Consider the following 12159-nt stretch of genomic DNA (forward strand, 5'->3'; position numbering starts at 1 on the left):
ATTTTAGCTTTCGAACTCGAATTGTACTAATACTCGTATTACATCGAATTTATTGTGATAACACCGCAACTTTTCATTGTCCGGCAGGTACAATATATATGTATCGTCCGGGAATAATCCGCAGGTGGAGGAGGTTCGCCTGTCATGACTGATTCCCAGCTAATACGTGAGATTAAGGATGGCAACGTCGAGCTCTACTCCGAGCTGATGCGACGCTATCAACGTAAAATATTAGCGTTCATCTACCATATGCTGAAGAGCGCCAAGCTCGAGCTGATGGCAGAGGACTTATGCTCCGAAACTTTTTACAAAGCGTATCGCAGCCTTCATTCCTTTCGGGAAATGGATGCTTCTTTTTCAACATGGCTATATACAATTGCTCGCAATACGGTTCTAAGCGAGCTTCGTAAGCAGAAGGCGGCTAGCGTCTCGCTCGACGAGTCGGGCTTTGAGCCTGTCGCGGCGCTCGATGCTGCGCCAGAGCAGCATGTGCTCCGCAATGAGCGGATGGCTATGGTGCGGGAGGCTATTAACAATTTGCCGGAGAAGCAGCGCTCTGCGCTCATTCTTCGCGAATATGAGCAGCTCGATTATCAGGAAATCGCGAGTATACTGGGTCAGACGGTCAGCTCCGTGAAGTCGCTGCTGTTCCGTGCGAGATCCAGCGTGAAGACGCAGCTCGAGCCTTATTTCGGACAATCGCCGATATTGGAGGAATTCGAAGGGATGAATACAAGATGAAGTGCATCGATGCCCAAAACACTTTCGGACAATATTGGGAGTTATCCGAAGACGATGCTGAACGCGGAGCCATAGACAGCCATCTGATGGAATGTGAATCATGTGCGGAACAGTTTCGTTTATGGGAAGAGAGCGAAGAGCTGATTCGCATTTTATCGGAAGAGGAAGACTTCATTGGACCTTCAGAGCATGTCAACCGTGAAGTAATGGAGCGAATCTATGCGGAGCAGTCGTGGCTGATGCCCGTTGCCCACAAAAGTTATCATTTCTCACGCTCATTCCGCAGGAACATAGCGATTGTTGTTGCTGCATGCTTAGCCATGTTCGCGTGCGCTTTCTTTGTTTTTGTATTCGATCAAGAGAATGCTACGCAGCAAGCACAGATTGCGGACTTATCGGGTCTTATCGAGACGGCTAACGCTTCGGGCGATGCGATGACGATTAATGCAGGCTTCTACGCTGAAGTGCCCGTAGCAAGCATTAGCGATCCGTTCGTGCTTAAGATCGTTCCTTCATTCCCGCAATATTATGTTGCGTTGTCCTTGCTTGGCATAATCATGACACTGCTTATACTGAATTGGCTGTCTCGGACGAGAAATTGATAAAAACATAACAACAATGCGGATAGGGAGGCGACATCTCTTGCTGATAGGATTTGTACGTCATGGTCAAACCGATTGGAACGCGCTTGGCAGAATACAGGGCCAGACAGACATTCCCTTGAACGAGAATGGCATTAGGCAAGCAGGAGCTTTGGCAGATCGTCTCCTATCCGAGCCTAAGAAGTGGGATATGGTCGTTTCCAGCGACCTTCAGAGAGCTTATACCTCAGCTGGCATTATTGCGAATAGGCTCGAGATTCCATTGATTGCTGGGGACAGCAGACTTCGCGAGCGCAGCTTTGGAGAAGCAGAAGGGCTGACCAAGGAAGAACGCATCGATCGTTGGGGCGATGAGTGGGACCGTGTGGCAAGCGGTATAGAAACGGATGACCAAATGCTGGAGAGAGGGCTTAGCGCACTGAAGGAGCTAAGCTTACAATATAATGAACGTAATGTGCTGATCGTCTCGCATGGCAGTTTCCTTGCAATGCTGCTTCATAAGCTCTGCGAAGGTCTTGGCGACGAACGGCTGAATAATTTATCGTATTCGATACTTGAATATAAGGATGGTATTTGGTCTCCGCTGCTTCATAATTGTACGAGGCATCTTGAGCCGAGCCTGAAATAGAAGGAAGTCACATCATCTCTATCGATGATGTGGCTTCTTTTTTTGCGGAGACGATGCTTTCATCATGTTTTAAATGTGCGAGATTGACCCATAATGGTTATAAATGACGCTAATTCACACACAGTAAGCTTACGTAAAAGACGCGGCAAAGACAGGCAGGTTGTTCGCGTCAGGCAGAAAGGAGAGAGCGATGAATTTATCGGATATGCTAGGATACGCAGATATCCAGCAGCTCAGCAGAATTGCAGACGTATACCGCTGCGAGTGCAACGGTCATTCCAAAAACGAGTTGATTCAATCCATTCTCTCTACGGTAAGTCGAAATGATGTATTTGAAGCGCAGATCAGCACGATGAAGATGGAGGATTTGCGATTTCTTAATTCGCTTCTCTTTGAAGTGCGCAGCTCCTACAGTCTTGAGGATCTTATTGCACGCGTGCAGCAAGCGCGATTCGGCGAAACCGAAATTCGCGAGGAGGCAGCACCTCCGCCCAAATCGAAGCGTACCCGGAAAAAGGCCGAACAGGAGCCGCAGCCATTAAGTCCGCGGGACATCATCGCAAAATTCAAGCATCAGGGCTGGTTATTCAATGGCTTCAGCGGTCCGAATCGTTATTTGTTCCAAGTGCCGAACGATTTGAAGTCGCGATTTCGCGATACATTAAAACGGAAGTTCGCCGCAGAGCTGCAGTATACCGATGAACCGCCGGTATACCGTGACGAACAGATGCTCATACAGGATGATATCAGGCAGCTTCTCCATTATGCCTACCATAACGAAATCCAATTGACGCCAGACGGCTCGATGTACAAGCGCTTCAGTGTACAGCTGCTGGATCGATTCGGCGTTAGAGAGGAGCTTCCAGGGAAAGGCGAATGGCGGTTCGGCTACGGGAAACATTTCAATTATTACCCGAACCGGATGTCCTATCTATATGACTATTGCTATCACGCCAAATACATAAGCGAGCAGCAGGCAGTCTTAACGGTAACGACAATCGGGCAAGAACGGATCGTTGCAAAGCCGCCAGGCGAAGCCGAGGAGATGTACCGTTACTGGTTGAAGCTGTATAAGAGTCCAATTCCGAATTTGTTGTCATTGGTGCACTGGATCAATGCTTTGTCTGAGGAATGGGTGACGGTACAATCACTCCGTCAGGTGCTGCTGCCGTTTATTAAGCCGTATTATTATGACAGCGCGGAAATGATACTCGAGCAGCGTATTATGATGATGATGGTTCACCTCGGATTACTCAGGCTGGGTGAGCACCCGGAGCATGGAACGGTTGTGCGCATGACGAAGGCAGGAAGAGCGATTGTKGCTGGCGTTTCGCTAGCCGAGCCGATATTTTGAACGCAGCGGATGATTTGACTTTCAATTAGTGAATTGGTAGTATCTCTCTACTTGAATGTATGGGAGATGAAGGATAATGCTATTGCCTTACAAAGGGGTAATGCCGTCGTTGGAGGAGCAAGTCTATATTGCGGAAGGCGCTAAGCTGATCGGCGACGTAAGCTTAGGACGTCAGAGCACCGTATGGTTCAACGCTGTGTTGCGAGGCGATCTCGCTCCAATCCGCATTGGACATAGCTGCAATATCCAAGACGGCGTAATCGGACATGTGAATACGGATCAGCCGCTTATCCTGGACGATGAGGTGTCAGTCGGGCACGGGGCAATCATCCACGGCTGTACGATAGGCAAAGGCACTTTAATTGGAATGGGGGCAATCGTACTTAACGGCGCAGACATCGGTGAATATGCTTTAATAGGAGCCGGTTCGATTGTTACAGAGAACAAAAAAATACCACCCTATACTCTATCACTCGGATCACCCGCCAAAGTCGTAAGAGAACTAACAGATGACGATTTGCAGCGCATGAGAAGGACGATGGAGAGCTATGTGACGAAAGGTATAGAATATAGGATCTCTTAACGCCGGTTTGGAGGTGTATCCTATGGACAAAATGAAGGTAGCGTATGAAGCCATGCTCGGCCTGGCAGCTGAACTGGTGCTGGACGATGCTGTGCTCAAGTTTCAGACGAAGCAAATTCACGAGGCAATCGATAAGGCGCTGGCTGCTGGCGATGAGGATACGTTTTACCGTCTTGCTAAACAATTGAATGCATTAAAACGATAACGGCGCGAGCGTGGTCGAAGTTCCGTTGGAATCGTGAAAATAAGAAGCTTCCAAGTCCGCATATCGGGATATGATGCCCGAAGTCATGCGGAACGGAAGCTTTTTTTTGAAATCTAAGAAATTATCAATTAAACTCAGGTATGATGTTTACAAAACGAAGGCTGGGAGAGAGATTATGAAGTTTAGCGAGATCGAGAAGGAGCAATGGGAAGAGCTGCGCCCGTATTTGGACACCTGCTTGCTGCCTGTAACGGGTATGGACGGTTCAGAGCAGCCTTACGAGGCGACCGAATGGCTGGAGAGATTGCGAGATATAATGGATTTAATTGAAATACCGTTCAAGGGACGTGTAGTGACCTATCCGGCCTGCCATTATGTGACTTCATCCGGTTCATTCTCTGAAAGTGTGAACGCCATGTGCGCGGGTCTGAAGCGCTCAGGCTTCAAATATGTCGTCCTTGTGTCGGCCAATCCGGCGCTTGAACTGAGCTGCGAGCAAGCCGACCTATGGATACGACCGAATGAAGATGGGAATATTCCTGAACAGGCGTTGGTTTCTAACGAAATTCGGTTATTATGGCAATCCCAGACGGAATGATGCGACGATTGGCATTTTGTATAATAAAATCGGGTTTTGGGGAAAACTTATGGCAGACAAGGTCAAATGTGACAAAATGATAACAAATTAATGAACGGCATTTTGTTAGACGCGCAAATATCCAGCCATATTCTTGACGCTCCCTAGCACCTAGGCTATTATAAGTTATGTCCTAGTTCGTCATGTGTTTTGCCGTGCGGCAAGACGCGAGATATGGTTGGCAAAGGGGGTTAGAACAGAAGATGAGTAACCACGAACAACACGAGACCGCGCATCGACCGGTTCAGCGCAAAGAAATGTCCCGGCGTCAATTTTTGTCATATACGCTCGGCGGCACGACTGCATTTATGATGGGCGGCGCGGTATTGCCAATGGTCCGTTTTGCAGTGGACCCGCTCCTTGAGAAGAAGGGCGAAGGCACTTTTGTCAAAGTTGTTGAAGAAAGCAAAATTACAAATGAACCGCAAGAATTCAAATTCAAAATCCATCAAATCGATGGATGGTACGTGAGCGATCCTGAGCTCGCGGCATGGATTTCCAAGGATGACAACGGTACGGTATTTGCACTTTCGCCGGTGTGTAAGCATTTGGGCTGCACGATAGGCTGGAACACGAAAGGCAAAAACGAGTATGATTGTCCTTGTCATGACGCGCGTTATACGAAGGACGGCAAAAACCTTGCCGTAGCACCGAACCCGTTGGATGAATACGAAGTGAAGCTTGAGGACGGATTTGTTTATCTCGGTCCGGTCAAGCCGAACTCGCGGATGAGTTAAGGAGGGCGTATTTCAGATGTTTAAAAGTGTATACAACTGGATTGACGAACGTCTAGACATTACGCCGCTTTGGAGAGACGTTGCGGACCACGAGGTGCCCGAGCACGTTAACCCGGCTCATCATTTCTCCGCTTTCGTATACTGCTTTGGCGGTTTGACGTTCTTCATCACTGTAATTCAAATTTTGTCCGGCATGTTCCTTACCATGTATTATGTTCCGGACATTATTAATGCTTATGCCAGCGTTGACTATTTGCAGCACAAAGTTGCATTCGGACAAATCGTTCGAGGCATGCATCACTTCGGYGCAAGCTTAGTTATCGTAATGATGTTCCTACATACCCTGCGTGTATTCTTTACCGGTTCTTACAAAGCGCCGCGCGAAATGAACTGGGTAGTCGGGATGCTTATTTTCTTCATTATGTTGGGCCTCGGCTTCACAGGTTACCTGTTGCCTTGGGATAACAAAGCTTACTTCGCAACAAAAGTTGGTGTTCAGATCGCTGAATCCGTTCCGTATATCGGGCCGTATATCGCATCGTTCCTATACGGCGGCGACATCGTAGGCGCTCAGACGTTGACTCGCTTCTTCGCTATCCACGTGTTCTTCTTGCCTGGCGCATTGATCGCCATGTTGGCAGCTCACTTCTTGATGATACGGAAGMAAGGTATTTCTGGACCACTTTAAGCGAAGGGAGGATTCTATTATGGCGCATGGTCATAAGTCAGACGAGAAAGTTGTCTACGTAGGCGATTCTCGTGTTAAGAAAAGCAACCATCCGAACATACCGCCGGACTATACCTCTTACCCGGGCAAGTCGGAAGCCTTTATTCCGAACTTCCTGCTTAAAGAATGGATGGTCGGTTGCGTAGTCTTGGTCGGTTTTCTAGTGTGGACAATTGCTGAGCCGGCTCCGCTAGGTTATCCTGCGGATCCGACGAACGCTGCATTTATTCCGATGCCGGACTGGTACTTCCTGTTCCTGTATCAATTCCTTAAGTATCCTTACGTATCACAGGACTACATCGTTCTAGGTACGATGGGTATTCCAGGCGTTATGTTCGGCGCTTTGCTGCTCGCTCCTTTCCTCGATACAGGCAAGGAACGCCGCTTCTACCGCCGTCCGATCGCTTCATCGCTTATGGGTCTTACGTTGATTGCTTGTGTATACTTGACGGTCATATCGTGGGATCACTATCAGCACCAGCTCGAGATCAATGGACAAGTTCCAGAGCATATCGAGCGCGAGGAGAAAGCTCGCGAGGCTGCCGAGAAGGGCGAAGAAAGACCGAACTATACGAAGCCAACCGTGGAAGCTGCATTGGTTGACGCGAATGATCCAGCAATGGATATCGCGAAGCAAGCGCAATGTGTTTCGTGTCATGCAGCTGACCTGAAAGGCAAAGGATCTGTACCTAGCCTGGTAGGCGTAGGCGACAGGCATACGAAGGAAGAGCTTGTTGAGATCGTAACGAACGGTAAAAATAACGGAGCTATGCCTGAATTTGGCTCTAAGCTTTCTACTGAAGAGATAGATCAATTAACAACGTGGCTGTCTAAGCAGAAAGCTGCAACCGAATAACATAAGCAATAGAAAAACCTGATCGTATCATGCGGTCAGGTTTTTTTTGAAGGGAGAACAATGAACAAAATGGTATGGAACAGCTCGATTTTGCTTTATCGTCCTTTTCTATGGCTGCTCTTCTTGGTCAACCTGCTTGGAACGGTATACGGCTACATATGGTATGAAAGCCAGCTCATCTATACATCCGAAAACTTCGATTCGTGGTTATTGGTGTTCGTGCCGGACAGTCCGACTGCCAGCTTATTTTTTACGCTAGCGCTGCTTTACTTGCTATTTCCGCCAAGGAGTTCTTCGCGTCTAGTTACTGGGGGGCGTGCTATTATCGAAGCTCTTGCCGTCGTATGCTCCGTGAAATACGGTATTTGGGCAGTAGCGATGATCGTAGCAGGCGCTTGGCAAGGCGATCAACTCGAGTGGACGCATTATATGCTCATGGCATCGCATTTGGGGATGGCGGTCGAAGCTTTATTATACTTCCGCTATATGAAAGCCGGATTTGCCGCGCTGCTTGTCGGCACAGCTTGGCTGCTGCTGAATGATACGATTGATTATTCGTATGAGGTTTTCCCATGGCTCGCGGATGAGTTGGAAGACGATATTCCTGCCGTACGTGCTTTCACATATGGATTGTCGATATTCAGCTTCTTTGCAGCAATGATCGTCTGGCGCTTTAGAAAGAAGGTATAACGCTTGTCTTCCCCTCATAGAATGAAACTATGGGGGGATGTCCATGAAGATACGGATTATGATTCCATTCGTCTTATGTATCGTCATGACGATCGGTTCAGCAGGCGCAGTATGGGGGAACACAATATTTGGCCCTAGCGGCAATTCATTGATAGCAGGTTCCGAGGCGAATATGTTAGCGAGTCTGGACGAGGCGGCCGCTTCATTGTATGAAGCAGCTTATACGAATAATCGCCAAGCCGCATTTCTAAAGCTTCAGCGGTTCAATCAACTTACCAAACAAGCTTCAGTGTCTGGTTCAGGTTCACAAGCTGGTTGGGAAGCGATTAACGAGGCTGTCGCCCAGATCGAGCAGGCTTTGGTTAGAGGTGAGCCAGGTTCAGGCTGGCTAATGGCTGCGACGCGCATTAAGCTGTCTACGGATGCTTTGGTGCGTCCAGAGCATGCCTTATGGCTGCAATATGAGAGCATTCTGCTTCATGATTGGACGAGAGTTCAGCAATCATGGAAGCGGTCGACAGACGATGGCGCACTCGCAGCAAGCGCGGCTATGGATAGCTTAAACGAGCATTTGAACCGAATCGAGCTAGCTGCATCCATTCAGTTTGGCGATACCGCAATTGATGAAGCTCTTGTTCGTGCCCATTATACAAACTTGCTATTGGACGGCATTATAGACGGCGGATCGAATGGTGAACGGGTTAACAAGTCGTTGGATGCGCTAAGGGATAAGCTTGTTCAATTGTTCGATGAAGGACGTGAGACAGCTGTTTTGCCGGTCGTTGCGCCCGCCGCCTCAACGAATCCTATTAGTTGGGCGCTGTTTCTAGGGACCATTATTTGCGCAGTACTAACTTATTCGAGTTGGCGCAAATATCAACGCTCGCCGTATGGAATCAAGCCTTTGAAATAGAGCTATTCTTACTTGAATCCTTCACGTAGCACATCATGCACTTCGTTAATGATATTAATCGCACGAGGGTCGATATTGCGTATATTTGTTTCAAACGGCGGGTTTCCTGCCTTTGGACGACGCAATAGACGACCTCTTTTTGTTGTCCGGCATACGCGCCCTTCGCAGGAAGCCGCGTAAGGCAGCTGGTGAGCGACAATGTGCCTAGCAGCGTGCAGATCATTTGCGCTCGGTCATTCAATAACCGAAAAACATTGATTTTCATGAACGACTTACGTTAACATAGAAACGTATATGGATATGGGCATTTCTACAAGCCAAATCCAAGTTGCAGCTTAGTCAGAAAGGAATTAAAGACGATGTCAGATAAATCGTTGAAGGATATACAAGGTGAAGTTGACGCTTATATTTCGCAATTCAAGGAAGGATACTTCAGTCCTCTTGCGCTTATGGCAAGAATGTCTGAGGAAGTAGGCGAGCTCGCTAGAGAAATCAATCACTTCTACGGCGAGAAGCCTAAGAAGGCGGACGAGGCGGATAACTCGGTCGAAATGGAGCTCGGGGACATTTTGTTCCTGCTATCCTGCTTCGCTAATTCACTAGGCATTGATCTCACCGAGGCTCATGATAAGGTCATGCACAAGTTCGCGACGCGCGATGCTAATCGGTGGACGAAGAAAACGACCGAACTGTAAACAAGCTCCTTACATATGCTGTACCATCAACCTGTGTACAAGGAGGATGGGCGGATGGACGGAGAGGGCTGCATCAAGAAAGCTTATGAATTCATCCTTAACAGCGATTTTGAGCAAGCGATATATTGGTTTGAGCAAGCGATAGCGGTAGAGCCGGACAATGCGAGTTATTATCATAAATGCGCGATTTCTTGCTCGCGCAGCGGCAAGTGGAACAAGGCGAAGCATTATGCGGATGGCGCGTTAGCGCTTGAACCGGACAATGCAGAATTCAGATTCCACTTGCATACGATAGAATCGAAGCTGCTTCTGACTGAAGCGAAACTGCTTCTATTGAACGATCCGAATCAACCTGATAAGGCAATAGAGCTGCTTATTGAAGCAACGAGGCTGGATCCGCTCTGCTTCGAAGCCTTCTATACATTAGGTGTCGTATATGGTTCACTCGGTAGATTGGATGAAGCAGTTACTTCCGCGCGCGAGGCGTTACGGCTTGAACCCGAACATTCGTCTGCTCGGACTTTGTTCGCTGATGTAATCCGCAAACGGCGGTCGGAACGGCTAAAGAACGGCGGAACGAAACGAAAAAGGAATAGGTGATTGCGATGACGACTGAGAAAATAAAAGTGGCTGTAGTAGGCGCAAGCGGAAGAATGGGTCGGGAAGTTGTGAAAATGGTGCTGGAGGATGAGGCGCTGCAGCTCGTCGCAGCCGTCGCTCCTTCGGCCGGCCCTGTCGATGCAGGGATCTTCGCGGGCGTTCGCGAAACAGGCGTAACCGTAAGCGCAACGCTAGAAGAAGCACTGGCAAATGCCGGGGCAGATGTTCTTGTTGACTTCACGGTGCCGCATGCGGCATACAGCAATGCTAAGAAATCCATTCTTCACGGAGTTCGTCCGATTATGGGAACAACGGGGTTTACGCCGGAGCAGATCGTGGAGCTGGACGAGCTTTGTAAGGAGAAAGGCATTGGCGGCTTGATCGCGCCTAACTTCTCCATCGGTGCTATACTGATGATGAAGTTCGCCGCACAAGCTTCCAAATATATGCCGCATGTCGAAATTATCGAATATCACGGCGACCAGAAGCTGGATGCACCTTCTGGTACTTCGATCAAGACAGCGGAGCTGATCTCTCAGGTGAGACAAGAGCTTCGCCAAGGCAACCCGAAGGAAGAGGAAACGGTTGAAGGGGCTCGCGGCGGCTATTACAACGGATTCCGCATACATAGTGTCAGACTGCCGGGCGTATTCGCTCAGCAGGAGGTTATCTTCGGCGGTCATGGACAAACGCTCAAGATTCGCCACGATTCTTATGACCGCGCCGGTTATATGCCGGGTGTTAATCTCGCGGTGAAGAAGGTTATGAATTACAGCGGGATGGTCTACGGCTTCGAACATATTATGGATTAATGAGCTTGCGCAGCGGGAGAGGGGAAAGGCATGTTAAAGATCGCATTTATCGCACATGATCGCAAGAAGGAAGAAATGGTTAATTTCGTTATCGCTTATGAGCATGTATTTGTTCCTCATCAATTGTATTCGACCGGCACGACCGGCACTCGCATTATGGAGCAGACGAAGCTTAACATACATCGCTTCAGATCGGGTCCGCTTGGCGGCGACCAGCAGATTGGCGCTCTCGTTGCGGATAATGAAATGGATTTGATTATTTTCTTACGCGACCCGTTAATGGCGCAGCCGCATGAGCCGGACATTATTGCTTTGCTTCGTCTATGCGATGTTCAAGGCATTCCGGTAGCGACGAATATCGCAACAGCCGAGCTGCTTGTGAAGGCGCTGGAACGCGGCGACTTTGCTTGGAGAGAGCTTGTACATAAATACAAGCCGGAGGAAACAAAATGAACGTGAGGACTGCGCAATCGGAGTCATTGGACATACTCGTATTCGGCGCTCATGCCGATGATGCGGAGATTGGGATGGGCGGCACAATCGCGAAGCATGTGCGTGCCGGTCATCGTGTAGGCGTATGTGATTTGACTTTTGCGGAAATGTCCTCAAACGGCACCGTAGAGCTGAGGCAGCAAGAAGCTGCCGCTGCTTCTGCGGTGCTTGGTCTATCCGCAAGAACGAATCTTGGCATGCCTGATCGAGGACTGGAAGGCACGAAGGAGCAGATCGAGCGTATTGTTGCGGAAATTCGTTATTTCCGTCCTCGAATCGTGTTCGCGCCGTATTGGGTAGATCGCCATCCGGATCATGTGAATTGCAGCAGGCTTATCGAGGAAGCGGTATTCAACGCCAAACTTCGTCGATATATGCCGGAGCTTCCTCACGTTCAAGTCGAACAATTCATTTATTATTATATAAAYGATGTCGAGCAGGTATCGCTTGTCGTGGATGTAAGCGAGCATTATGACGTGAAGCGTCAATCGATGCTTGCCTATCGCTCGCAATTCAGTCAAGCCTCTGCGGGCGAGGACCGTGTGTCGACCCCGCTGACGAATAGTTATGTTGAACGGGTTGAAGCGAGAGATGCTTTGCTTGGACAAGCCCGCGGCTGGGCCTATGCCGAAGGGTTCGCGATTAAGCGCCCGCATGCTGTAACGTTATTTTAGGATTTTAGACAAATCGTACAGCTCTTGTCGAATACATTAAACAGATAGACGCTTGCACAGGAGGTGCGACAATAGTGGCGAAGAAACTGAAGATCGGCATTACCTGCTACCCTACGCTTGGCGGATCAGGTGTTGTTGCCACAGAGCTCGGCAAACTGCTTGCCGAACGCGGCCATGAGATTCATTTTATTACACATAGCATTCCGTTCCGAT

18 protein-coding genes and 1 pseudogene are annotated in these 12159 nt (G+C 48.8%); 18 read left to right on the forward strand and 1 reads right to left on the reverse strand.

What is annotated here, in order from left to right; all coding sequences use genetic code 11:
* The first annotated feature begins 144 nt into the window (after positions 1-144).
* The 12 genes from AB4Z33_RS28810 (at position 145) to AB4Z33_RS28865 (ending at position 8673) form a co-directional block, all read left to right on the forward strand.
* Entirely contained in the window at positions 145-741 is a 597-nt protein-coding gene (locus AB4Z33_RS28810; protein ID WP_337103455.1) for an RNA polymerase sigma factor, read from the forward strand.
* A complete protein-coding gene (locus tag AB4Z33_RS28815; RefSeq protein WP_442053206.1) occupies positions 738-1343 on the forward strand; it encodes a hypothetical protein in 606 nt (201 codons plus the stop codon). The genes AB4Z33_RS28810 and AB4Z33_RS28815 overlap by 4 nt, the downstream gene beginning before the upstream one ends.
* A gap of 40 nt (positions 1344-1383) precedes the next feature.
* The gene (locus AB4Z33_RS28820) at positions 1384-1971 is read left to right on the forward strand and encodes a histidine phosphatase family protein (RefSeq protein ID WP_442053207.1); all 588 of its coding nucleotides are present in this window, start codon (positions 1384-1386) and stop codon (positions 1969-1971) included.
* 190 nt (positions 1972-2161) lie between these two features.
* Positions 2162-3325: a hypothetical protein gene (locus tag AB4Z33_RS28825; protein WP_442053208.1), complete on the forward strand. Its 1164-nt coding sequence runs from the start codon at positions 2162-2164 to the stop codon at positions 3323-3325.
* A 76-nt stretch (positions 3326-3401) separates the two neighbouring features.
* The gene (locus tag AB4Z33_RS28830) at positions 3402-3908 is read left to right on the forward strand and encodes a gamma carbonic anhydrase family protein (RefSeq protein WP_442053209.1); all 507 of its coding nucleotides are present in this window, start codon (positions 3402-3404) and stop codon (positions 3906-3908) included.
* A 22-nt stretch (positions 3909-3930) separates the two neighbouring features.
* Positions 3931-4113 carry an IDEAL domain-containing protein gene (locus AB4Z33_RS28835; protein ID WP_307467129.1) on the forward strand — a complete coding sequence of 61 codons (183 nt, stop codon included), beginning with the start codon at positions 3931-3933 and terminating at the stop codon, positions 4111-4113.
* 175 nt (positions 4114-4288) lie between these two features.
* A complete protein-coding gene (locus AB4Z33_RS28840) occupies positions 4289-4711 on the forward strand; it encodes a DUF2487 family protein (protein ID WP_442053210.1) in 423 nt (140 codons plus the stop codon).
* 242 nt (positions 4712-4953) lie between these two features.
* Complete coding sequence (locus AB4Z33_RS28845; RefSeq protein ID WP_337103449.1) at positions 4954-5487, forward strand: ubiquinol-cytochrome c reductase iron-sulfur subunit; 534 nt, start codon at positions 4954-4956, stop codon at positions 5485-5487.
* A 16-nt stretch (positions 5488-5503) separates the two neighbouring features.
* Positions 5504-6175 (forward strand): menaquinol-cytochrome c reductase cytochrome b subunit, encoded by a 672-nt coding sequence (gene qcrB, locus AB4Z33_RS28850; RefSeq protein WP_442053211.1) that lies wholly within the window; start codon positions 5504-5506, stop codon positions 6173-6175.
* 19 nt (positions 6176-6194) lie between these two features.
* Positions 6195-7070 carry a c-type cytochrome gene (locus tag AB4Z33_RS28855; RefSeq protein WP_442053212.1) on the forward strand — a complete coding sequence of 292 codons (876 nt, stop codon included), beginning with the start codon at positions 6195-6197 and terminating at the stop codon, positions 7068-7070.
* Positions 7071-7130: 60 nt separating this feature from the next.
* Positions 7131-7760, forward strand: coding sequence for a DUF1405 domain-containing protein (locus AB4Z33_RS28860; RefSeq protein ID WP_442053213.1), 630 nt, complete (start codon positions 7131-7133; stop codon positions 7758-7760).
* 43 nt (positions 7761-7803) lie between these two features.
* Positions 7804-8673: a sporulation protein YpjB gene (locus AB4Z33_RS28865; RefSeq protein WP_442053214.1), complete on the forward strand. Its 870-nt coding sequence runs from the start codon at positions 7804-7806 to the stop codon at positions 8671-8673.
* Here the strand turns inward: AB4Z33_RS28865 and AB4Z33_RS28870 are convergent.
* Entirely contained in the window at positions 8657-8938 is a 282-nt protein-coding gene (locus tag AB4Z33_RS28870) for a DUF2179 domain-containing protein (protein ID WP_442053215.1), read from the reverse strand. The genes AB4Z33_RS28865 and AB4Z33_RS28870 overlap by 17 nt on opposite strands.
* 94 nt (positions 8939-9032) lie before the next feature.
* Here AB4Z33_RS28870 and AB4Z33_RS28875 point away from each other — a divergent pair, with 94 nt between their 5' ends.
* The 6 genes and pseudogenes from AB4Z33_RS28875 to AB4Z33_RS28900 form a co-directional block, all read left to right on the forward strand.
* Positions 9033-9368, forward strand: a complete 336-nt coding sequence (locus AB4Z33_RS28875) for a nucleotide pyrophosphohydrolase (RefSeq protein ID WP_337103446.1) — start codon at positions 9033-9035, stop codon at positions 9366-9368.
* Between the two features lie 15 nt (positions 9369-9383).
* Positions 9384-9968, forward strand: coding sequence for a tetratricopeptide repeat protein (locus tag AB4Z33_RS28880; protein WP_442053216.1), 585 nt, complete (start codon positions 9384-9386; stop codon positions 9966-9968).
* A 5-nt stretch (positions 9969-9973) separates the two neighbouring features.
* Positions 9974-10780: a 4-hydroxy-tetrahydrodipicolinate reductase gene (gene dapB, locus AB4Z33_RS28885; RefSeq protein ID WP_442053217.1), complete on the forward strand. Its 807-nt coding sequence runs from the start codon at positions 9974-9976 to the stop codon at positions 10778-10780.
* 30 nt (positions 10781-10810) lie between these two features.
* Positions 10811-11233, forward strand: a complete 423-nt coding sequence (locus AB4Z33_RS28890; RefSeq protein WP_442053218.1) for a methylglyoxal synthase — start codon at positions 10811-10813, stop codon at positions 11231-11233.
* Positions 11230-11946, forward strand: coding sequence for a bacillithiol biosynthesis deacetylase BshB1 (bshB1, locus tag AB4Z33_RS28895; protein WP_442053219.1), 717 nt, complete (start codon positions 11230-11232; stop codon positions 11944-11946). The genes AB4Z33_RS28890 and bshB1 overlap by 4 nt, the downstream gene beginning before the upstream one ends.
* A 74-nt stretch (positions 11947-12020) precedes the next feature.
* Positions 12021-12159, forward strand: a pseudogene (locus AB4Z33_RS28900) (N-acetyl-alpha-D-glucosaminyl L-malate synthase BshA); the annotation flags it as partial.

The organism is Paenibacillus sp. 2TAB19 (assembly GCF_052115185.1).
In the GTDB taxonomy this organism is placed as follows: Bacteria; Bacillota; Bacilli; order Paenibacillales; family Paenibacillaceae; genus Pristimantibacillus.